A 22,141-nucleotide genomic window follows, 5' to 3' on the forward strand; every position below is an offset into this window, starting at 1 on the left:
TGTAAATATCAATATTGGCCTACTCTTTAAAAAAGATTCGTTTGACCCGGTCGCCGATTCCGGTCAGGATTTCGTAGGGAATGGTATGGATACTTTTTGCCAGGCTGGTAATAGGCATTTCTCTGCCAAACACGATCACTTCATCGCCTTCTTCAACATTTGCCCCGGTCACATCGATCATAGTCATGTCCATACATATATTGCCGATCGTAGGACATAGTACGCCGTTAACAGATATCTGCCCGACGCCATTTCCAAATCCGCGGTCGTAGCCGTCCGCGTACCCGATCGCAAGTGTAGCAATTGCTGAGTCATGGGCAAGCAAGCCTTTTCGACTGTAACCGACAGTTTCGCCGCCTGCCAGATATTTGATCTGGGAAACAATCGTTTTTAAAGTCCCCACCGATTGCAGTGCACGTTGCTCCTGCCCGGTCGCTTCCACTCCGTAAAGCCCGATCCCCAGTCTTACCATATCCAGCTTGTATCCCGGAAAACGGACAATGCCTGCGGAATTCAATATATGTTTCGTAGTCTGATATCCCAATGCCTCTTCGATAAGCCCGGCACCTTCGATAAACAGCTCGTACTGTTGTTTAGAAAATGCATTGTGCACACCCTCGTCCGCCCCCACCAGATGTGAAAAGATAGTTGAGACCCTGATCGCCGGATTTTTTTGCAGCTGTTGTATCAGCCATTCGTAATCATCTTTTACAAATCCCAGCCTGTGCATGCCCGTATCCAGTTTCAGATGGATCGGAGGGATATCTGATTTGGCGCCGATCTGGTTTACGTAGGTGATCCAGTCGGAGAAAATTCTCCGGCTGTAAATCTCTGGTTCCAGCTTGTATTGCAGCATCAGATCGAAAGCGGGCTGTGTTGCATTCATCACCATGATGGGCAGCGTTATGCCATTCTGCCTGAGCGAAACACCCTCGTCTGCATAGGCTACGCCTAGATAATCGACCCGGTTATACTGGAGCAGTGATGCTACTTCTGCACTGCCGCTGCCGTAGGCGAAAGCTTTGACCATTGCCATGATCTTTGTTGTCTTTCCTATCTTCGATCGGTAATAGTTCAGGTTGTGCGTCAGAGCATCCAGATTGATTTCCAGCACAGTTCCGTGTGCTTTTTGCTGCAAACGGTGCACAATTTTTTCGAATGAAAAGCTTCTGGCACCTTTGATCAGCACCAGACTGTCGGAAAGTGATGCAAATGGAAATTCATTCAGGAAAGCATCGGTAGTTTTATAAAACTCCTGTTTTGGTATGGCAAAAAGGGCAGACTGGCTGCCGATCTCCGGTCCGATCGCAATGAGGCGGTCGACGTCTTTTTCTTTGAGAAGCTTGGCTACCAGCTTGTAAAGTTCCGCCGGGGTCTGTCCGGTTTGCAGTACGTCTGAAAGAATAACGGTCTTCTTCTGACGCTGTTCCTGTTGGGAAAGGAAATTCAGCGCCATCGAAATCCCCTGGACGTCGTTGTTGTATGCGTCGTCGATCAGGTAACAGTGGTTAATGCCCTCTTTCAGTTCCAGCCGCATTGAAATGGGTTTCAAAGCCAGGATGCGTTGCTGTATGGTTCCAGCGGAAAGTCCGAAGTCCAGGAGGAAAACAATGCAGTGCGTAAGGTTTTCCAGAGATGCCTGGTCCCGAAAAGCTGTTTCGAACCGTTGCACGCCCAATTTTCCCTGGAATGAAATAACCGATTTGTCTTTTTCAGTATCAAAAACCACCCGCACATCTGCACCTGAATGACTGGTACCCCAGCTTAATGTTTCGAGAAAAGGATTGACAGGCTTTAAAATCAGACTTATTTCTTCGTCGACCTCGGTATAGTCTTTGCGGTAAATGAGCTTTTTAACCTTGGTAAAGAGCCTGAGTTTTTCGGTGATTTTCTGTTTACGGCTTTTAAAACCATCATCATGCGCCGAACCGATATTGGTAAAAACTCCAATAGTAGGATGCATTACCGGCTGCAGATACTCCATTTCATGGGCCTGCGAGATACCTGCTTCAAAGATTGCAATCGTATGCTCTTTTCCCAGATTCCAGACAGAAAGCGGCACGCCAATTTGCGAATTGTAGCTTTTGGGGCTGGCCACCACACTTTCGCCCGGTGCAATGAGTTGCGCCAGCCATTCTTTTACAATGGTTTTTCCGTTGCTTCCGGCAATACCGACAACCGGGATATTAAATTGCCTGCGTTTTTCGGCCACAAGTTTCTGCATGGCCCGGATGCTGGAAGGTACAATCCATATTGCCGCGTCGGTCCAGGCGGCTGTTTGTCTGCGAAGAGCATCGGTGAAGGAGGCTTCTTCCACGACGAATTCCCTGACGCCATTTTTATATAACTCCGAAAGAAACTGATGCCCGTCGTGGCGGTCTCCTTTGATGGCAAAAAAAATGCTCTGTTCCGGGAAAGAAATCTGACGGCTATCGGTAAGTAGGTAGGCAGCTTGTGTTACGATTGTCTGGGGATTATTTCCGGTAATGCTCATTCCAATATGTTTTTCAATACACAAAGGTATCAAGCTTATTCAATCAGCCTACAACCATTTTTTTGATTTAAAATAAATGATCATCCCGATGGTCACGGCTACCATTACTCCCCATACATAAAAATAGCCGTAGTGCATTCGCAGCTCGGGCATGTTGTCGAAATTCATCCCATACACGCCTACAATAAATGTGAGCGGCATAAATACTGCTGAAAAAATCGTCAGCGTTTTCATCACCGAATTCATGCGGTTGCTGATCGTGGAAAGGTGTACGTCGGCAAGGCTGGCAACCAGTTCGCGGTAGGAATCAATGGTGTCGATAACCTGCATGATGTGGTCGTACAGGTCCCTGAGGTAGGGTATAACTTCTTTGCCTATCAGTGCATTGTCTTCGCGTATCAGCTGATTGATCATGTCCCGCAACGGCCATATCATCCGCCTTGTAGTGGTCAGTTCGCGTTTCAGAGCGTACAAGTCCTTCAGGGAAAGGTCCTCTGCCCCACGTATCACCTGGTCCTCGACAGTATCCAGGCTGTCGCCCATTTTTTCAAGAATGATAAAATAGTTGTCGACGACGATATCTATCAATGCAAAAAGAAGGTAATCGGGGCCATTGGTGCGTGTTTTACCAACAGAGGCTTTCAGTCTGTTCAGTACTGGTGTGAAAATATCATCGGAAAGCTCTTCCTGAAAAGAGATCAGATAATTTTCGCCCAAAACAAAACTTACATGCTCGGATGAAATTGAAAGTGGCTGTTCCGAGTCGATATGCAGCATTTTTAATGTCAGGAAAAGCTGGTTGGTGTCATATATTTCCAGCTTCGGCTTATGCTCGGTATTGACTACATCTTCCAGCATCAGCGGATGCAGGTGGTATAATTTCCCGATCTTATCTATCAGGGGAACTTCATGGATACCATCCACATCAAGCCAGGTAACAACGGATTCCTGGGCCTGCGCGGGGCGGCAGTCGTTGAGGGATTTTACGGGCTCTTCCCTCATTACCTTATCATTGTACTCGATTCGCCTGATCTTGGTTTTCAGGCCGATTTCGGGTCCTATGTACGTCAGCGTGCCTGGCGACGTCATTAAATTCCGACGCTTGTACCGCTTGCTTTTTTTTATGCCCGCGCCCGGATGCTTCGATCCGGAATCCGTTGTTTGATGGGTTTTGTTCAAAACGAATGTTACTTAAGGTGAAAAACCAGCAACGGCACGTGGGTATCTACGATGAGTTTGCGGGTAATACTGGGGTTGATCAGGAATTCTTCAATAAATGAACGTTCCCTGGACGACATAATCAGCAGGTCTGCCTTGATCTCGTCACAGTAGTCCTCAATTCCGTCCAGCACATGCTTGGCTTTTCTGATCACAATGTCGTCGTCTGTGATCTTGAATTCTGCTTTTATTTCAGTGATATACTGATTGTCGGGCTGAATGTCGGGCTGGTGGTCGGACTTGATTTTTAAAAGGGTAAGACGGCTTCCGAGGTGGTTCATCAAAACATACACTTCTTTGAGAATATCGTTTTCATCGTACTCAAACTGCGTGGCATATACCACTTCTCTGAATTTATCAGGAATACGCTGTGGCGGGATCACAAGAACCGGGCAAGCCGAATGCAGCGCAATTTGTGTTGCGGAACTGCCGACAAGCTTGTCCAGAAAGCCACCGGTGCCCGTGCGGCCGATCACGATCATACCAGGTTGATACATTTCAATAGCTTCCTCCACAGCGGACTGCACGCCGCCTATAGCCCAGATCGGCGTAGCGATGTAACCTTCGTTCCTGAGATTTTCTGCATATTGGTTCAGTCTGTTTTCAAAATCTTTTTCCAGTTCATCGGTAAGTGTCAGGAAGTCCGTAGACGCTATTCCTGGCAGGACATTCCCCGGTACTACATTCACGTCGGCTATATATGGCTGAAAAGCATGCAGCACAAGCAATTCAGTACTTTCCTTCTTTGCAATCAGTTTGGCCGCTGCAAGGGCCCGGTCGGCATTCTCCGAAAAATCGATCGGGATAAGAATTTTGTTCATGACAACGTGAAATAAGGTGATTGATGTGGTTTGCTTCCTATCAAATTTATGGACTGAAACTGAGGAATCAACGACTGTTTTTGAAATAAAGGTGTTCCGTGAGTGATTTTAGGCGCGATACGATGGGTGAAATCAAAATTCTGTGCCACATACTTTTCTGTATACGGATGTGCGGCAGAAGATATTCATCCACCAGTCGCGCGGCAGCAGCCAGTGTTTCTAAATTGATATAAACCGATATTTATTTTTTAAATCGTAATATATTTAATACAATCATTAAATCAAATTGTTCAAAACATACAATAAATTTTGTTATTAGGCTAAATTGCATGTATCGTGATAGCTTGCGTTAAATTCATTTTTTATAAGTTTACAAAGCAAACTAATTCCTCATTTCAAATTTCTGTATGAAGAGCAAGATTACCATCATCAATATCGCCCTCGTTACCATTGCGGCAATAGCCACGGTGTTAAATGCTTACAACATTGTTTCATTATCTGACCAAGTACTGATTACCCTGAGATGGCTGGCGCTCGCCGGACTGATTGTTTACGCGATTCTCAAAAGAAATCTCACCACTTCCATCCTGATCTCCATGCTCGTTGGAACGGAGATTGGGTACGATTTCCCGAAAATGGGAACGGAGCTGCACTTTTTAAGGCAGATTTTTTTACAAATGATCAAAACGGTGATCGCCCCGCTTCTTTTTGCAACCCTTGTAACAGGCATCGCCGGGCACTCCGATCTGAAACAGGTGGGCAGAATGGGCTGGAAATCGCTGCTTTATTTTGAAGTTGTAACTACTTTCGCGCTTCTGATAGGTTTGTTTTTTGCCAACTGGTTCAAGCCGGGCGTAGGAATTATACCTCCTGAAACATTAAATGCTGTGCTGCCGAAGGTTAGCGAGCAGACCTGGCAGGATATCGTACTTCATTCTTTTCCTGAAAATATTGCCAAGTCCATTTACCATGGAGAGGTACTTCAGATCGTTGTTTTCAGCGTTCTTTTCGGCATAAGCCTTGCGTTGTTACCGGCTGCCAAAAAAGAGAAATTTGTACACGGCGTCGAGCTGATGGCAGAGGTAATGTTCAAATTCACGAAAATTATCATGCTTTTTGCCCCGATAGGAGTGGGTGCTGCCATTGCGGAAACCGTGGGCCACATGGGTATTGATGTTCTGAGAAACCTTGCATTGTTACTGGCTACGCTTTACTGCGCACTGATTGTTTTCATCCTGATCGTTTTTGTTCCGATCGCGTTATTTGCCCGAATTCCGGTTATCAAATTCGCCAAGGCTATTTTCGAGCCGGTATCCATCGCTTTCGCCACTACAAGTTCCGAATCGGCGCTGCCGAAGGCCATGGAAAAAATGGAAAAATTCGGTGTTCCACGCCAGATCGTATCATTCGTTATGCCTACCGGTTATAGCTTTAACCTCGACGGGTCGACACTTTACCTTGCACTGGCGACGGTATTTGTAGCACAGGCGACGGGTACGGAAATGTCTGTGGGGCAGCAGCTTACAATGGTGTTGCTCCTGATGCTTACCAGTAAAGGTGTAGCGGGTATTCCGAGAGCTACGCTGGTTATTTTGCTGGGTGCGATAGCTAATTTTGGGATGCCTGAGTGGCCTGTCTTATTGATCATGGGCATTGACGAACTCATGGATATGGCGCGTACTTCGGTAAATGTCACCGGGAACTGCCTCGCAACTGCGGTGATCGCACGTTGGGAAGGTGAGCTGGATGATGAAAAAATGCATGCGTCAGATCAGCTGAGTGAGGAACCTGTCGTAACGGAAGTTTAGATACATTTGCAGGATGAACAAAAAGTTTTGCAAACGAAAATAAATTTTATGCTGACGGTTTACGGAATCCCCAATTGTGACACGGTAAAAAAAGCCAGGACCTGGCTGGATCAACAAGGGATAGCTTACAATTTTCATAATTATAAAACGGACGGAATTACCCCTGAAAAAATCCACAACTGGCTGGAAGTTTTCCCGCTCGAAAAGGTACTGAACAAGGCAAGTACTACTTGGAAAGGGCTAACCGATGAAGAAAAGGCTGCGGTGAAAGACAATGTATCTGCTACGGATCTGATGGTTTCCCACACGTCTGTCATCAAAAGGCCCGTAATTGAAGACGCGTCAGGAAAAGCAGTGGCGGTAGGTTTCTCGGGAAAAGATTATGAAGAGAAATTTTTATAAAAAGATCCATTGAGATCTTACAAGAGCAGCCGGGATACTATATCCTGGCTGCTCTTGTATTAGGCCGGCTTCTTTGTCACAATAATGATCCTGGAATGATCAGCCAATGTCGTGGCGAAAAGATAAATGTCGCCACCTTCTTTGAGCTTCCATTTTTTGCGGAGGTCCTGAATTTTTGCAGGGAAATTTCTCAGCGTCAGGTTCGCTTTTCCATCTTTGGCAAAATCAGCAATTTCTTTCATATCCGGTTTGCAGGTTCCGATGATCTCAAAACTCCTGCCGGGGAAGTTGGCACAAAACCCCTCAGACGTATATAAGTGACTGTTAACCGATAATTTGGCCACATCAAAAACCGTACATACGGTTTTAAATGCACCGGCTTTCAGGACTGCCGGGTGCGGCTCATAAAGGTAGGAAAGCGGTTTCGAATAAGTGACAGCTGCTTCACGCTCATCTTCCCGGCTGAAGTCCAGTCCATACCGAACACTGCCGTCGGCATTAATGATCCTCACTCTAAGCATAAACTGATCGGAAACAATGTCCCTGTTTAACACAAACAGCAATTCCTTGCACTCCTGCTCATAACCCATTACATGCACCTCTTTTAGCTTTTGAAGCTGTTTGGCCGCCAGGTCAATATCCAGAAGCGGCGAGGTTTTTAACAGGATATCGGGTGCATTTTTGAATAAAATCGGAAGGTGAGACAGCACATCTGGTGTGCAGTCGGACAGAAGTACCACTTTTTCCCAGTTGAAGTCCCGGCGCGCCGGATCTGCGTAAATCCAGTCGAAATACTGATCGGTATCTTCCAATGATTTAAGCGAATCTGCAGCATGGACTTTGATATGATGCGCCCCAAGTTTTTCAAAATTAAATGCCGCGGCACGCGCCACTTCCGCCTGTAATTCGTAATAATGTGCTGTTTCGAAATTTCGGCTCATGTAAAAACAATCCACGCCCATTCCTCCGGTAATGTCGGTAAAAGTAGTACCGCCCACCAAACCGGCCTTGTACCGGGCTGTCGCCTCGGAGGAGGATTGTTCCACAGAAAGTGCAGGCGGGAAAATGAGTTCTTTATTTTCGGCCCACTCAGGCAGCTTTTTTACAGCCTTTTGCCTGGCTGCAATCTGCGCTGCCAGTTTTTTGACATCAAATTCTTTGAATTTGCCCGCCTTTAAAATAAGCTGGCTGATATCGTCATTCCGATGCGACTGAATGAAAGCAATTTCCGCCCGGGAAAAACCGGTTTCAGGTAAGTCGGCACTGGTAATAGGTTCATGCATGGTACTGCTTTTGGGGAACTGTTTAATAAATCGAAAGTACGGCTTTTTGGTTTCAGGGCGATCGGGGCCAAATGAGAAAAGCATTCAGATAAGTTTGAAAATCCTGTCAAGATTTGTTTTGTATTACTTGCTGATAATCAGCGGGATCGTTACCGGCCGCACCTCGATGCCCCTCCCAAGAAGTAGGAGGAACCAAATGAAAATTATAAATTGGCGGCTAATATCCTATTTCCCTAAGTTTAACCTTATTTAATCATGAGAATTAAGACCTTTGAAGAGTATCAGGTTGCCTACAAACAAAGCGTAGATGATCCCGAAGGTTTCTGGGCCGAGGTTGCCCAACAATTTCAGTGGCGTAAACCGTGGAAAAAAGTCCTGAGCTGGGATTTCCATGAAGCAAATGTGAAGTGGTTTGAGGGTGGTGTCATGAACATCACGGAAAATGCGCTCGACAGGCATTTGGCAGAACGGGGCAATCAGCCCGCAATTATATGGGAGCCGAACAACCCCGAAGACCAAGCAGTAAGTATCAGCTACAATGTGTTGTATGACCGGGTATGCCGGTTTGCCAATGTCCTTAAAAAACATGGAGTAAAAAAGGGAGACAGGGTTTGTATATATCTTCCGATGGTGCCGGAGCTCACGGTTGCAGTATTGTCATGTGCGCGAATCGGGGCGATCCACTCGGTTGTTTTCGGAGGTTTTTCGGCCAAGTCAATCGCCGACCGGATCAATGATGCGGCTTGTACGATGGTGATCACATCTGATGGCGCATTCCGCGGCTCGAAGGTGATCCCAATGAAAGAGACTGTGGACGCTGCGCTGGATCAGTGCGATACTGTGAAAAATGTGATCGTAATGACCCGTACGCGTACGCCGGTTTCCATGCTGAAAGGACGGGACCATTGGTGGGAAGAAGAAGTAAAGCATGTGGATTCCAATTGTCCTGCCGAGCCTATGGATGCGGAAGATACCTTATTCATTCTTTATACTTCGGGATCTACGGGCAAGCCCAAAGGTGTTGTACATACCTGCGGCGGTTATATGGTTTACGCGTCCTACACCTTCGCCAATGTATTTCAATATCAACCCGGCGATATCCATTTCTGTACTGCAGATATAGGCTGGATTACGGGCCATAGTTATATTGTTTACGGGCCGCTGTGCAACGGTGCCACTTCCGTGGTATTTGAAGGAATTCCTACTTATCCCGATGCAGGACGTTTCTGGCAGATTGTTGAAAGACATAAAGTGAATATCATTTACACAGCTCCCACAGCCATCCGTTCGCTGATGAGCTATGGCCTGGATTATGTGAAAAAATACGATCTGTCATCCCTGAAAACACTGGGGTCGGTCGGAGAACCTATCAATGAAGAAGCATGGCATTGGTTCAAAGATAATATCGGGGGTGGTACCTGCCCGCTGGTGGATACCTGGTGGCAGACTGAAAACGGCGGTATCATGATTTCCCCGCTAGCCGGAATTACTCCTGAAAAGCCGACTTTTGCAACTTTGCCGCTTCCTGGTATCCAGCCTGTGCTGGTGGATGAAAACGGAAAAGAAATAGAAGGTAATGGTGTGAGTGGAAATTTATGTGTTAAATTCCCATGGCCAGGCATTATCCGCACCACTTATGGTGATCATGAACGTTGCAAGCAAACCTATTTTTCTACTTATCCCGGCATGTATTTTACGGGTGACGGCTGTATGCGCGATGAAGATGGATACTACCGCATTACCGGCCGTGTTGACGACGTATTAAATGTTTCAGGGCACCGTATCGGAACTGCTGAGGTGGAAAATGCGATCAATATGCACCTGGGCGTTGTGGAATCAGCGGTAGTAGGCTACGCGCATGATATCAAAGGACAGGGGATTTATGCTTATGTGATCACGGAAGAAATACCTGATGATCCGGATATGTTCAGGAAAGATATCGCCGCCACGGTTTCCCGGATTATTGGCCCGATCGCGAAGCCTGACAAAGTTCAGTTTGTTACCGGTTTGCCAAAAACACGTTCTGGGAAAATCATGAGAAGGATTTTACGGAAAATATCGGAAGGGGATGTGAATAACCTCGGCGATATTTCCACTTTGCTTGACCCGACCGTTGTTGAAGATATCAAGAAGGGCGCTTACTAGTCTGTTGAATGAAGACAAAAAAACCATTATCGCTTTCGGGCGATAATGGTTTTTACTTTTTATACTAAAATAAAATTAATCAGGCTTTTACAGAAGTCGCCTTGTCCGTTGCGCAGCCGCATCCTTTCGCACAGCCTCCCGCATTACGTTTATCAAAAGTCTTCCATACCCGCCAACCCATAAAACCGGCTGCCGCCAGGAATAAAATAAGGACGATAATCTGCTGAACTTCCATGTTTTTTTAACAACCTTACTTTACCAATTGTTCCTTGCCGCGAGCTTATATGCATGCTGATAATGGTGCTCGCTGTGCCACGCATAATTGGCAATCACCTCATCCATGCGGAATGTCCGCCCGGAAGCCGGGTGAACATACGTTCTGGCGAGTTCCGTTTCGCCCATGGAATTAAGCAGCAAGACCCATCGCAAATGCACATACCGGATCAATTGCAGGGACAACTCTACCGGCGCAGCTTTGGCATCCGGAAGCTCGGCCCAGAGATGTTCTTCATAAGGTTTGATCACCGGGTTATCCTCTGTCAGTGCTAGCCTGCAACGCGTGTACGCATTGATATGGCTGTCTGCCACATGGTGGATGAGCTGGCGGACAGTCCATCCATCCGGGCGATATGGCGTATTGTATTGTTCCTCCGTCCATCCTCCCAAAAGGTTAATAAATTTGGAAGGTAATGCGCTGATAATCTGTATATTTGTCTTGATTTCTGCCGGTGTATAACCGTCCTGAAAAATGAATTTTCCGATAGGGTAGCGAAGTTGTTCCTGATCCATGGTGAGTTTTTGAGATTGAAAGTTGCCTAGAAATTTTCAAGAATTACTTCTACCAATTCTTTATGTGCGCCGGAAGCTGCGACGATATCCCCGCCAAAAAGATAGTTGTCACTACCGCTGAAATCCGTCACAGTCCCTCCGGCTTCTTTGATCAGCAACACACCGGCTGCCATATCCCAGGAATTGAGGTTGTATTCATAAAAACCATCAAAACGCCCGGCGGCAACATACGCCAGATCCACCGCAGCAGCACCCATTCTGCGTATCCCGTGCGTTTTTTGCATCAGGATTTCCAGCAGGTACATGTAGCGTTTTTGTTTTTCAAATTTATAATAAGGGAAACCGGTTGCGATAAGACTTTCCTGTAACAGCTGAACAGCTGATACCGAAATGCTTTTACCATTGCACCAGGAACCGCCGCCCTGCCATGCATAGAACATTTCGTCCAGGCTTGGCTCATGTATGACGCCGATCAGCAGTTCCTTTCCTCTGGCAAGGCCCACGCTTACACAATAAACCGGAATTCCATGGATGAAATTGGTCGTGCCGTCGAGCGGGTCGATGATCCAGTTCAGCGCGGTGGGATTGGGTTCCTGGCCGGTTGTTCCTTCTTCGGTAATAAAGCTGGCTTCCGGCAAAATTGCACTCAATCCTGCTACAAGCAGTTTTTCGGCTTCTTTATCAACATAAGAAACCAGATTGTTCAGATCCTTGTATTCGATTTTATCCCGGGAAAATAGTGCAGCTTCCTGTTGAATAAAAGTGGAAGCCTGCCTGACGATATCAAGGGTTTGTTTTGTAAGCAGTTCAAGATCCATTGTCAAACTATCCTTTTTGAGGGATTTTAGAAAGTGAATTATTAATGTAGTAAACTCTTATGATCAGAATCAGCAGGATCGGGATCACTACATAGTTATGTTTTAACAGATTGCCTGTTGCGCAAAGTAAGAGAAATCCATAGAAAATCAATAAAAACTGAAACCAGGCAGGCTTCTTCTTGGCTGAAATGGACAGGATCAGCGGCATCCAGAGTGGAAATGCCCAGAGCAGATCGTAGTTCCAGGAAGTCACCCCGTGATTGGTCCCGAACCAGAGCAAGACGATCAGCCAGCCTGTAATCCCGGCTATGGAAAAAAGGATTTTGTCAAAAGTAAAATTGACTTTTTGTTTTTGTATCTGCCAGTACGTGAAAGCCATCACCAGCACTGCCAGTGCCCAGAAAACATGCATTGGCGTAAATGTTTCTTCATATTGGACCGGCGTGGCGAGGAAAAGATCATTTTTGGCCATGACCAGCGGTTTTATCCCGGAGGCCGTTTTTACTTTGGCGTCGGCAAATGCTTTGCTCAGGTTATCGGGTAAAAAAGTGGCCTGATCGGCAGTAGCAATTTCGTCTGAGGGAGCGCCTATGGCCAGGTCCATCCCGAAATCCGCCCAAGGATTCTGTTTGTATGCATACCGGTCGATCCATTGCCGGAAGCTTAGCTTTTCATCCGTATAACCGTTGTAAATGAGGCTGTCGCCGCAAGCAGCCTTTAAGGCCAGCGTGAGGCGTGTGGCGCAGTTATCATAAAAAAACTTGTACTGATACTCCCGGTTTTGAGGCAGGTAATTGGTTTCCAGGTAGTTGTAAAGTTTTTGTTTCTGTATTGCCGAGAGGTCCAAAACCTGCTCGGATATAGATCTGTTTTCGGCCTGCCAATACGCTGCTTGCGGGGCCAGGGGGGCCACGGAGATTGTATAAGGAAGTGTGCCTCTCAAAAATTTGATGTAGAAATTGCCGGTTTCAAAGCTGAAAGAACCATAACTGTATGCATTGTCGAGGCGATTTACGGGATCATAAATCCAGATTACACTATGGCCAAAACCGGAGTATAATTCGCGCCCCGGCCCGACTGTTACCAGGCTCACTTTGGCTTCCGGACTCAGCATCGCAAACTGTGCATTGGCGTTCAGGATGCCGGCGGTACTTATCAATAGCGACAATATAATTTTACGGAGCATTACTATCTTATTCAGAGTCTTTGTCTTCATATTTATCTGATTTCTTTTTCTCTTCGGCTTTTCCGGCAAGCACGATCACGATCTCGCCTTTGATGGTTTTTTCAGAAAAATAAGCGATCACTTCTGTCAAAGTACCTCTGATATTCTCCTCATAAATTTTTGTCAGCTCTCTGGATACACTTACCTGCCTGTCGGCACCGAAATATTCCGAAAATTGCTGTAATGCCTTGATCAGCCGGTGCGGTGACTCGTAAAAAATCATCGTCCGCTCCTCAGTTACCAGGTTCTGTAAGCGCGTCTGCCGCCCTTTTTTATGCGGTAAAAAGCCTTCAAAAGTGAAACGGTCGCTGGGCAGACCGGAATTGACGAGTGCTGGGACAAAAGCGGTTGGCCCAGGCAGGCATTCGATTTCGATACCCAGTTTGATACATTCCCTGACCAGCAAAAATCCGGGATCAGATACAGCCGGCGTACCTGCGTCGGAGACCAGGGCGATCGTTTCGCCCTTTAAAATGCGCTCGGCAACCCGTGAAACCGTTTGGTGTTCATTGTGAATATGATAGCTGTGCATCGGTTTGGAGATCCCGAGATGTTTCAGCAACAAGCCGGATGTTCGTGTATCCTCAGCCAAAACCAGGTCTACGCTTTTCAGGACATTAATTGCGCGCAGGGTAATATCTTCGAGATTGCCGATGGGCGTAGGAACAATATAAAGTTTCATTTAAAAAGGTAATGGGCACACAATGAACCGTCAGCCAGTCGGTTGGATTATTTGCTCTGTTCAAAGATTACATCAATGGCTGCGGCCAGCTTTCTGTCTTTTTCGGTGACTTTGTCGCCCGCATCATGGGTGTTCAGTTCTATGCTGACTTTATTGTAGGAATTGGTCCAGAAAGGATGGTGATCCATTTGGTCAACGGTTTCGGCAACTTCTGTCATAAAGGCAAACGCCCCTTTGAAATCCTTAAAAGTGAAGCTGCGTTTTAATTTATTATCTTCTTCTTTCCACATCTTCGTTTTGGTTTATCAGATCTTCGTGACCCTGTATTCTACAAATTTATCGGGGCCGTTCCCTTTAACACATTTGATCGTTTCGATGGCATATAAGCGCGTACCATTGATACTCCCCGTGCCGGTCATGGTGATAGCCCCGCAATCGTCTTCGCCTATGCCGCGGTCGTAAGAAAATTCCATACCATTCAATACGATATGTTTAACATGATTAAAAGGCGCGATTTCTTCCAGCTTCATTTTATCATCGGAAGTCCATTCAAGCTTAATGGTTACAGCCAGTGAATCTTCACCTGATTTATTGAAATGCTTGTAACCCTTATAGGTACCGGAAAGCGCCTTTTTTGCAATTTGTTCATCTACAACGGGCTGTGAAACATCACTTTCCTTTTTACATCCTGCCAGAAAAAAAAGGCACCAGAGAAGGATAGAACACAATTTAAGCATTGTTATACAATTGGTCGTTTTGGGTAAACGAAGATACAAGTATTATGCTTCTTTTTAAATTATTCGGGGAAATAGCCGAATCCGGTATGTTGAAGTATATTTGAACTTTGATACCGCTGAAAACCTTATAAGTATAAGCGATGCGTTCAGTCATTTTCTAATGTCAAAAGCGTATCTGATGGTGTATCAGAAAATCCAAGTTCCATTAAAAAGCCACTTCCGGCAACGGGGGTAATAATCATGAAAGTAGAACTAGTGCGTGTCAATGACGCTTTCCATTTTGAAGGAAGCGGTTCATCGGAAGTTAAAGTACATACCGATGGTTCTCCGGAGATCGGAGGCAGTAATCTGGGGGTAAGGCCTATGGAATTGTTGCTGATGGGGCTTGCGAGCTGCAGCGCGATAGATGTGGTGCTGATCCTGAAAAAACAGCGGCAGGATATTACCGATTTTCGCATTGTGGCCGAAGGCGACCGCGAGCAGGAAGAAGATACGAAGCGAAAACCTTTCCGTAATATTCATCTGGTTTTCAAGTTTGCAGGCAACCAGCTTGATGAGAACAAGATCAACCGCGCCATTTCTCTTTCTATGGAGAAATATTGCTCCGCAACGGCGCAGCTGGAAGCATTGGCAACGATTACACACAGTGTTGAAATTGCTTCTGTATAGAAATTGAGTCTGGTTTTAAGGATAATCTGAAAAAACAAATGCAACAATACCACGACTTACTGCGCCATATTATTCAAAACGGCGTGCGCAAAACGGACAGGACCGGAACGGGGACGATCAGCGTTTTCGGATACCAGATGCGGTTCAACCTGAAAGAAGGTTTTCCGTTGGTGACCACCAAGAAGGTTCATACCAAATCGATCATCTACGAACTTTTATGGTTCCTGAAAGGGGATACCAATATCAAGTATTTAAAAGACAATGGTGTTTCGATCTGGGACGAATGGGCCGATGAAAATGGGAATCTGGGTCCAGTTTACGGCAAGCAGTGGAGAAGCTGGGAAGGCGCAAACGGCAAGTCGGTGGATCAGTTACAGGAAGTTCTGAAACAGCTGAAGTCATCACCTGACTCACGCAGGATCATTGTTTCGGCGTGGAATCCTTCTGAACTGTCGGAAATGAAGTTGCAACCTTGTCATGCATTGTTCCAGTTTTATGTAGCACCGCCGGACGTAGAGGCAGGGGAGACCAAAGGGAAGCTGTCGTGCCAGCTTTATCAGCGGAGCGCGGATGTTTTTCTCGGCGTGCCTTTTAATATAGCCAGCTATGCGTTGCTGACCATGATGATCGCGCAGGAGTGTGATCTGGATCTGGGCGACTTTGTCTGGACAGGGGGCGACACACATATTTACCTGAATCATCTTGAACAGGTGGAACTGCAGTTGAGCAGAGAGCCGCGCAACTTACCGGTGATGGCGATCAATCCTGATGTGAAATCCATATTCGATTTTCGATTTGAGGATTTTGAGTTGCTCAACTATAACCCGTGGCCAGGTATCAAAGCACCGGTAGCAGTTTAATTGATAGCCCTGCTATGAGCATCCAATATATTCTGGAAATAATCGGGACGTTTGCCTTTGCCATTTCCGGTGCCCTGGCGGTGCAAAACCAAAAGCACCAGGATTGGTTTGGGGCGAGTTTTACTGCATTTATTTCTTCAATCGGCGGCGGGACGCTCAGGGATATTTTACTTGGGAGCTACCCTTTGGTCTGGATCAGTGACATTACCATTATTTACGCCATTATGGCTGGAATCGTCGTCACTTTTATCTTTTATAAATTCCTTTTAAGACTGAGAAGGACCTTATTTCTCTTCGACACATTCGGAATTGCGTTGTTTACGATCGTCGGTACCGAGAAAGCATTGCACTTGGGAGTGAGGCCCGAAATTGCGGCCATCATGGGTGTTTTTTCGGCTACGATGGGCGGCGTGATCCGGGATATGATGACCAACGAAATCCCGATCATTTACAGGAAAGAGGTATATGCAACGGCCTGTATGGCGGGCGCCTGTTGCTATCTGCTACTGGACAGCATCGGGGCGGAGCGTAATGTTGCGTTCATTGCGGCTTCTCTCGTGATTATAGCGATCAGGATCCTGGCAGTGCGCTATCACTGGAGCGTACCGCGGTTTTTTAGGTGAGAAAAAAAATGCCGCTTCCTGACGAAGCAGCATTTTTTTCCGTCTGTGATTCTGAAAAATTATTTCTTCTTCTTTCCCTTCACATTCGATATAACCTCTTTCGGGGCGGTAGTAACTTTGGATTGTATCTGCTCTATACCTTTTTCAATCTGACCTTTGTAAAAGCCTGTAAAAGCGCCATCGCTGTTGGCATTGCCGGTTGTGAGGGCTTTCTGCGCAACGGGCAGCGCCTCTGTGAATTTGCCGAGTTTGGCAAGGATCTGCGCTTTCAGCCAGAGATTGGAATACGATTCTTTTAACCCGATCGCTTTATCGGCAAGGGAAAGTGCCACTTGCAAGTCTTTGCCTTTGGTCAGTAAATAAGCAGCTGTACTCTGTATGACTCCGATATCTTCCGGTTTTTCGGCTATTGCTTTGTTGAGGCCTGTCATCGTAAGTTCCTGCGTATTGACGGCCAATGGCACAGGTATATTTACTGATGACCAGGATAGGTTTAGGGTCGTAGTACTGTCAGTAATCGGTGAAAAATCAATTTTGAAGGCCTCATTGAATTCGTTCGAGGTAGGTACAACCAGCACGCGCGCAACGTCTTCCGACTCTTTGTAAGCATCGGTACCCACCGAAAAGTTCTTATTCAGAATCACCGTCCAGGCAGCGCCCGATGGAATTGAAAGCAGTGCATATTTTCCGGCAGGTACTTTTTTGCCCCCGAACATAAATTCCGTACTGGCTTCAAGTGTGGTTGCCTGGTTAGCTCCTGTGCGCCAGAGCTGATTATAAGGTGCCAAGGCTGCGTTGTCTGTAAAAACTGTACGGCCCTTTATGCTTGGACGAGAATATTTTACGGTAAAATCGGTAATGCCAATTGTTTGCACAATGCCGGCAGCCGGACTGGGCTGCGGCGTGCGCTGAGCCATCGAACTGGTTGCCATCAATGCAGCAAGGGTAACTGAAAGAAGGTATTTTTTCATTTTCAAAATAAGGTGGTTTATATATTGAAGTATTAAACTTGTGGTGAAATTAGAATGAAAAAATTACATAGCCTACATGAAACGTAATAGTTTGATATCCCTTCTCGATTCCTACATCCCCGTTGATGACAATGAAAATGATATGTATAAAGACACTGTCAGGTTTGTAACAGAAAATCCGGATTGTTTTGAGAGAACTCTGGAAAAAGGGCATGTGACCGCTTCCGGATGGGTTGTTTCACCCGACAGATCAATGGCATTGCTTATGCATCACCGCAAGCTGGACCGCTGGTTTCAGCCAGGCGGACATTGCGATGGGGACCCTTCGGTTGAAGAAGTAGCTCGGAAGGAAGTTTGGGAAGAAACCGGCGTTAGGGATCTGGAATTGTTGAAAGAAGGAATTTTCGATGTGGATGTACATCTGATCCCGGCAAACAAGGAATTTCCTGCGCACTATCACTATGATATCAGGTTTATTTTCAAAGCAGACCCATTCAATGCGTTGATAATCAATAGTGAATCCAAAGATGTTCAATGGATTCCTGTTACTGATATCGAAGGTTACAACAATTCTGAATCGATTATGCGCATGGTCAGGAAGACTATTGCTTTATCAGCTTGAAAGTCTTTTCCTGGTCACCTACTTTAATTTTGATCAGGTACAAACCGGTCGTCAACTGGCTGGTATCGATAGTCTGGGTCGCGGCGAGCCTGAGAGAAGACGTCCATAACGATGCGCCGTTGGGGCTGTACAACCCCACGTTAGCATTTTTTCCCACAAGCGTGGCGGGATATGAAATAGTAATATCGGAATGCACCGGATTAGGAGCTACGATCACAGATTTCAGAATGCTGTTTTCAGTACCCATGGGTTCAAATTCATCTGAAATGATCTGTTCTGCTTTCAGCACGCTGGGTACGCCGTAGCCAAGAAAGTTATCGGGATTGGAATACTGGCTCCCGGATTTTTTTAACACGTAGATAATTTGCTGGGCAGAAAGATTGGGATAGGCTTGCCAGAGTATGGCACATAACCCGGCAACCTGAGGAGCTGAAAAAGAAGTACCACTACCACTGACCGCGTTCCCCGTTACGTTACCGACCACAGCCCCTGCACCCACAGCGGCTATGTCCGGCTTTTGCTGACCGGCCGCATTCGGGCCCATTGAACTCAGCGACGCGTGACTTCTGTCATAGGTACTAGCACCTACCGTCAGCACAGAATCCACATCTGCCGGTGCGACGATATATCCCCATGCATTGTCTCCTTCATTCCCGGCCGAATTGACTACCAGTACGCCGGTACGTGTGGCCATTCTGGCTGCGCGACTGATAATGGTGGTTTTTCCGTCCATATCCTCGTAAGTGTAATTGTATTCCGGGGTATCAAACTCACCTTCAAAAGTACTGTATCCAAGCGAAGAGTTGATGATATCGGCGCCCAGGCTGTCGGCACGTTCGGCTGCGATGAGCCAGGTTATTTCTTCGTACGGGCCTTCAATTGCATTGGTTTCAGTCCGGTAAAGGGCAAACGTTCCTCTGAAAGCTGAGCCGATCATCGTGCCAGGTTGGTAGGCGGCAATGGTTGAAATTACGTTCAAGCCATGCGACCCATCATTATAAACGTTGCTTTCCCGGGCAATGAAATCGTAGGTGTCGATCACCCGTTTTTCATCCATTACCGCTTTCATATAGGCGACCTCATTCAGTTTGCTGAATCCATTGTCTAGCACGGCAATGATCATATTTTCTCCCTGAAAGCCTTTTTTATGAAGCTCCGGCACCTCCATCAATGCAAGTTGAGCATTCATGTTGCCGTAATTCAGATCTTCAGTAGCTTCCGATTTTTCAGCGATCGCAGCCACGCGTTCTATTCCGGGAGACTTTGCTGCAAGGTTGGCAACGGGTTTATTGAGCTCAATCCCTTTATAAAACGGCAGCTTTTTGATTTCGGCCAACTGGCTGGCAGAGGCTTCGACCAACGATCCGTTGAACCAGCGTGAGGAATAAACTACCGAGGCGCCGGTTTGTTTGATCGCGTCAACATAGCTGGGATTTACAGGCAAGTCGCTGGTTTTAATTGCGATATTTTGCCTTGCTCTTCTGGAAATTGCGCGTTCGGATAAATATCCGCCCGGCGTGTCTACCGAATAAGGGGAATTCGCTTTGTCTTTGTATAAAATAAGATACCTGGGATTGCTCTGGGCTTTTACTTCGAAAACGAAGTGCATCAGTAAGATAAGTGTGAAGAATAAAGGTTTGGTCATTGTTTGCCGTGGTTTTGAATAATGCTGATTTCCCTCCAACCCGAATTGATCACGCCTTTTCCCAGGCAATCAGCTGTATAACAATATTGTAAATAAATCCGCTCTCTTCTAATCAAACCAACGTCGCGGGCATATATTTCTATATACCTGTTTCTTGACAAAAGTGTTGAATCATCCTGCCGGATTATTGTGATGGTGTTGGGGAAAGATAGGTATGTGTCTGAATGTGGCTCTCCGACCCGTGAGGCCTCGAATATCCGTTCGTTTTGATTGTTTAGCAAATTCCCGTTCCATCTCAGGCCATTGGATACAGGCAGACGCATTCTGACGATCGTCTTACCGCCTTCCTGCGCCAGAATTTTGTCTTTGGTACGCAATTGCACACCGATGGAGTCCTGCTTCCAGTCCTGAGAAGGCCTTTTGGAAAAATATTTTATATTAAAAACACGCTCGCTATCGGAGTTCATAAAGGAGTCACCTATAGTTTCCCGCGTAAGGTACCGAATTGTTTCGTCAGGCTGAAAACGCTGGTAGTTCGTCCGGCTGACGTCCAGCTCCACGAACTGACCGGTTTGTAAAGGGAAATATTCAAATCCCACGTTACCGGTTCGCTGGGACGGATCGGAACAGGAAACCAGCATCAGTAGTAACGCGAAGTTCCGTAAAAGATGAATTGTTCGCATGATGATAGTGTATGAGTAGTAAAAGTCTTTTTACCAGGGTTAAGCCGGCTGAGATTCCAGGACTTTTCTGCCGCCGAGATGCGTACATTCCAGCAACGGTTTAAGGCCTGAGTAGGGAACGATGGTTTTAAGATATCCGTAGTTGTCCGCAAGAGAAACCGTCCGGTTATTATCTCCCATTGAAATATCAACATCATTCATACCAAACTGGCAGGGGTGTTCGTAGCCAGCGGCGTGGGTTATTTCGATGATCTCTTTGGCAAGCGTTTTCATGTAGTTACTGAAGCGCTCGCTTTTCAGAGCAGGGTCGATGCCGGCTTCAAGCCATTTGTTGTTGGTGGCGATACCGGTAGGGCAGCGGTTGGTATGGCAGGATTGTGCCTGGATGCAACCGATAGACAGCATCGCTTCCCTTGCAACATTAATGACATCGGCACCCATCGAAAAGGCCATTACCGCCTGAGCCGGAAGCCCGAGTTTGCCGGATGCTATAAAGGTGATTTTATCATTAAGGTTTCTTTTCTGGAATATTTTGTAAACCGTACTGAAAGCAAAAACCAATGGGAGCGAAACATGGTCGGCGAAAGACGGAGGAGCTGCGCCGGTGCCGCCTTCGCCACCATCGATGGTGATAAAGTCGGGGCCTTTCCCGGTTTCAGCCATCAGGTCAGCCAGTTCTTCCCACATATCCGTTTTGCCCACCGCAGACTTGATCCCCACTGGAAGACCAGTAGTTTCTGCCATTTGTTCAATAAAATCAATCATACCGCGCACGTCCGAAAATGCGCTGTGATAGGGAGGAGAAACAATATCTACCCCCATGGGTACTTGGCGTATGTCAGCAATTTCCGCAGTGATCTTGCTGGCGGGAAGTACGCCGCCTTTTCCGGGTTTTGCCCCCTGAGAGAGTTTGAGCTCGATCATCCGGACAGCCGGATTATTCTGCGTCATTTTTACAAGTTTATCCATCATGAAATTCCCTTCATGATCCCTGACACCGAAATAGGACGTCCCCATATTGAACACCACATCAGCCCCGAATTTATGGTAGGGCGAAAGTCCGCCTTCGCCGGTATTGTGGTAGTTGCCAAACTGGTACGAACCTTTGTTCAGCGATTCTATTGCGCGGGAAGACAGCGAGCCAAAGCTCATGGCACTCACATTCACCACCGAGCGCGGGCGGTATGGTCTTTTCCGATTATGAAACTCCCCGATGAGTTTAGCAGACGGAATGGTATAATGGTTGGGATCGCTGCCGTTTCTGACATGGTGATTGTGCGCAGGATCCAGTTTGTAGGGAAGCATAGAGGGCTTGATGAGCACATAACCCGCTTCCTGCATATTCTGGTCTGTTCCAAAGCCCTGATAATTATTTTCCTTTTTCGAAGACGCATATATCCAGGATCTCTGCCGTCTGTTGAATGGTAGTTCTTCACGGTTGTTGGCCACAATATACTGGCGCAATTCGGGACCAATGGTTTCGATCAGATACCTGAAATGACCTACCAACGGAAAGTTGTGCTGTATGGTGTGCTTTTTCTGCAGAATATCCCTGGCGACGATCACCAGAATCGCAACCAGAATATATACCCAGACAGGAATTGACGTCAGAAATGTCGAAACAGGATCCATAATTTCAGGGATGT

Annotated in this window: 22 protein-coding genes; 7 read left to right on the forward strand and 15 right to left on the reverse strand. The window is 46.5% G+C overall.

Going from position 1 to position 22,141, the window contains the following annotated elements; all coding sequences use genetic code 11:
- Nucleotides 1–19 precede the first annotated feature (19 nt).
- The 3 genes from FBF61_RS12880 to FBF61_RS12890 all read right to left on the reverse strand — a co-directional run bounded on the left by FBF61_RS12880 (nt 20) and on the right by FBF61_RS12890 (nt 4,533).
- Nucleotides 20–2,494: a bifunctional UDP-N-acetylmuramoyl-tripeptide:D-alanyl-D-alanine ligase/alanine racemase gene (locus tag FBF61_RS12880; protein WP_138477652.1), complete on the reverse strand. Its 2,475-nt coding sequence runs from the start codon at nt 2,492–2,494 to the stop codon at nt 20–22.
- 48 nt (nt 2,495–2,542) lie between these two features.
- Nucleotides 2,543–3,583: a magnesium/cobalt transporter CorA gene (gene corA, locus FBF61_RS12885; RefSeq protein ID WP_205748275.1), complete on the reverse strand. Its 1,041-nt coding sequence runs from the start codon at nt 3,581–3,583 to the stop codon at nt 2,543–2,545.
- A gap of 98 nt (nt 3,584–3,681) precedes the next feature.
- On the reverse strand, nt 3,682–4,533 hold the full coding sequence (locus tag FBF61_RS12890) for a universal stress protein (protein WP_138477654.1): 852 nt from the start codon (nt 4,531–4,533) through the stop codon (nt 3,682–3,684).
- 407 nt (nt 4,534–4,940) lie between these two features.
- Between FBF61_RS12890 and FBF61_RS12895 the strand changes: the two genes are divergently transcribed.
- Both FBF61_RS12895 and FBF61_RS12900 read left to right on the forward strand, forming a co-directional pair.
- Nucleotides 4,941–6,341, forward strand: coding sequence for a dicarboxylate/amino acid:cation symporter (locus FBF61_RS12895; RefSeq protein WP_138477656.1), 1,401 nt, complete (start codon nt 4,941–4,943; stop codon nt 6,339–6,341).
- 27 nt (nt 6,342–6,368) lie between these two features.
- Nucleotides 6,369–6,743: an arsenate reductase gene (locus tag FBF61_RS12900; RefSeq protein ID WP_310590271.1), complete on the forward strand. Its 375-nt coding sequence runs from the start codon at nt 6,369–6,371 to the stop codon at nt 6,741–6,743.
- 59 nt (nt 6,744–6,802) lie between these two features.
- Here FBF61_RS12900 and FBF61_RS12905 read toward each other — a convergent pair whose 3' ends face one another.
- On the reverse strand, nt 6,803–8,110 hold the full coding sequence (locus FBF61_RS12905; protein ID WP_229215027.1) for a THUMP-like domain-containing protein: 1,308 nt from the start codon (nt 8,108–8,110) through the stop codon (nt 6,803–6,805).
- A 171-nt stretch (nt 8,111–8,281) separates the two neighbouring features.
- On the opposite strand from FBF61_RS12905, the gene acs reads away from it, so the two are divergent.
- Nucleotides 8,282–10,171 carry an acetate--CoA ligase gene (acs, locus tag FBF61_RS12910; protein WP_138477660.1) on the forward strand — a complete coding sequence of 630 codons (1,890 nt, stop codon included), beginning with the start codon at nt 8,282–8,284 and terminating at the stop codon, nt 10,169–10,171.
- A 79-nt stretch (nt 10,172–10,250) separates the two neighbouring features.
- On the opposite strand, the gene FBF61_RS12915 is transcribed toward acs, so the two are convergent.
- Genes FBF61_RS12915 through FBF61_RS12945 form a run of 7 tightly spaced genes read right to left on the reverse strand, consistent with a single transcriptional unit; the run spans nt 10,251 to nt 14,422 of the window.
- On the reverse strand, nt 10,251–10,406 hold the full coding sequence (locus tag FBF61_RS12915) for a FeoB-associated Cys-rich membrane protein (RefSeq protein ID WP_138477662.1): 156 nt from the start codon (nt 10,404–10,406) through the stop codon (nt 10,251–10,253).
- A gap of 20 nt (nt 10,407–10,426) precedes the next feature.
- Nucleotides 10,427–10,960 (reverse strand): YfiT family bacillithiol transferase, encoded by a 534-nt coding sequence (locus tag FBF61_RS12920; RefSeq protein WP_138477664.1) that lies wholly within the window; start codon nt 10,958–10,960, stop codon nt 10,427–10,429.
- Nucleotides 10,961–10,986: 26 nt separating this feature from the next.
- Nucleotides 10,987–11,778, reverse strand: coding sequence for an inositol monophosphatase family protein (locus FBF61_RS12925; RefSeq protein ID WP_138477666.1), 792 nt, complete (start codon nt 11,776–11,778; stop codon nt 10,987–10,989).
- 7 nt (nt 11,779–11,785) lie between these two features.
- Nucleotides 11,786–12,994 (reverse strand): lipoprotein N-acyltransferase Lnb domain-containing protein, encoded by a 1,209-nt coding sequence (locus tag FBF61_RS12930; RefSeq protein ID WP_229215028.1) that lies wholly within the window; start codon nt 12,992–12,994, stop codon nt 11,786–11,788.
- Nucleotides 12,972–13,685 (reverse strand): 16S rRNA (cytidine(1402)-2'-O)-methyltransferase, encoded by a 714-nt coding sequence (gene rsmI / locus FBF61_RS12935; RefSeq protein WP_138477668.1) that lies wholly within the window; start codon nt 13,683–13,685, stop codon nt 12,972–12,974. The genes FBF61_RS12930 and rsmI overlap by 23 nt, the downstream gene beginning before the upstream one ends.
- 47 nt (nt 13,686–13,732) lie before the next feature.
- Nucleotides 13,733–13,975: a 4a-hydroxytetrahydrobiopterin dehydratase gene (locus FBF61_RS12940; protein ID WP_138477670.1), complete on the reverse strand. Its 243-nt coding sequence runs from the start codon at nt 13,973–13,975 to the stop codon at nt 13,733–13,735.
- Nucleotides 13,976–13,990: 15 nt separating this feature from the next.
- Complete coding sequence (locus FBF61_RS12945; RefSeq protein WP_138477672.1) at nt 13,991–14,422, reverse strand: hypothetical protein; 432 nt, start codon at nt 14,420–14,422, stop codon at nt 13,991–13,993.
- 240 nt (nt 14,423–14,662) lie between these two features.
- Between FBF61_RS12945 and FBF61_RS12950 the strand changes: the two genes are divergently transcribed.
- Genes FBF61_RS12950 through FBF61_RS12960 form a run of 3 tightly spaced genes read left to right on the forward strand, consistent with a single transcriptional unit; the run spans nt 14,663 to nt 16,574 of the window.
- Nucleotides 14,663–15,091, forward strand: a complete 429-nt coding sequence (locus FBF61_RS12950) for an OsmC family protein (RefSeq protein ID WP_138477674.1) — start codon at nt 14,663–14,665, stop codon at nt 15,089–15,091.
- Between the two features lie 38 nt (nt 15,092–15,129).
- Nucleotides 15,130–15,951, forward strand: a complete 822-nt coding sequence (locus FBF61_RS12955; RefSeq protein ID WP_138477676.1) for a thymidylate synthase — start codon at nt 15,130–15,132, stop codon at nt 15,949–15,951.
- Between the two features lie 14 nt (nt 15,952–15,965).
- Nucleotides 15,966–16,574 (forward strand): trimeric intracellular cation channel family protein, encoded by a 609-nt coding sequence (locus FBF61_RS12960; protein WP_138477678.1) that lies wholly within the window; start codon nt 15,966–15,968, stop codon nt 16,572–16,574.
- Between the two features lie 59 nt (nt 16,575–16,633).
- On the opposite strand, the gene FBF61_RS12965 is transcribed toward FBF61_RS12960, so the two are convergent.
- Complete coding sequence (locus FBF61_RS12965; RefSeq protein WP_138477680.1) at nt 16,634–17,545, reverse strand: DUF2911 domain-containing protein; 912 nt, start codon at nt 17,543–17,545, stop codon at nt 16,634–16,636.
- 76 nt (nt 17,546–17,621) lie between these two features.
- On the opposite strand from FBF61_RS12965, the gene FBF61_RS12970 reads away from it, so the two are divergent.
- Entirely contained in the window at nt 17,622–18,167 is a 546-nt protein-coding gene (locus FBF61_RS12970) for an NUDIX hydrolase (protein WP_138477682.1), read from the forward strand.
- Here the strand turns inward: FBF61_RS12970 and FBF61_RS12975 are convergent.
- Genes FBF61_RS12975 through FBF61_RS12985 form a run of 3 tightly spaced genes read right to left on the reverse strand, consistent with a single transcriptional unit; the run spans nt 18,148 to nt 22,127 of the window.
- Nucleotides 18,148–19,812 (reverse strand): S8 family peptidase, encoded by a 1,665-nt coding sequence (locus FBF61_RS12975; RefSeq protein WP_138477684.1) that lies wholly within the window; start codon nt 19,810–19,812, stop codon nt 18,148–18,150. The two genes, FBF61_RS12970 and FBF61_RS12975, sit on opposite strands and share 20 nt — an antisense overlap.
- Nucleotides 19,809–20,495, reverse strand: coding sequence for a hypothetical protein (locus tag FBF61_RS12980; RefSeq protein ID WP_138477686.1), 687 nt, complete (start codon nt 20,493–20,495; stop codon nt 19,809–19,811). Before FBF61_RS12980 ends, FBF61_RS12975 begins: the two co-directional genes overlap by 4 nt.
- Nucleotides 20,496–20,534: 39 nt before the next feature.
- Nucleotides 20,535–22,127: an FMN-binding glutamate synthase family protein gene (locus FBF61_RS12985; RefSeq protein ID WP_138477688.1), complete on the reverse strand. Its 1,593-nt coding sequence runs from the start codon at nt 22,125–22,127 to the stop codon at nt 20,535–20,537.
- Between the last annotated feature and the right edge of the window lie 14 nt (nt 22,128–22,141).

Origin of the sequence: Dyadobacter bucti (assembly GCF_005869225.1) — a bacterium.
Classification (GTDB): Bacteria; Bacteroidota; Bacteroidia; order Cytophagales; family Spirosomataceae; genus Dyadobacter; species Dyadobacter bucti.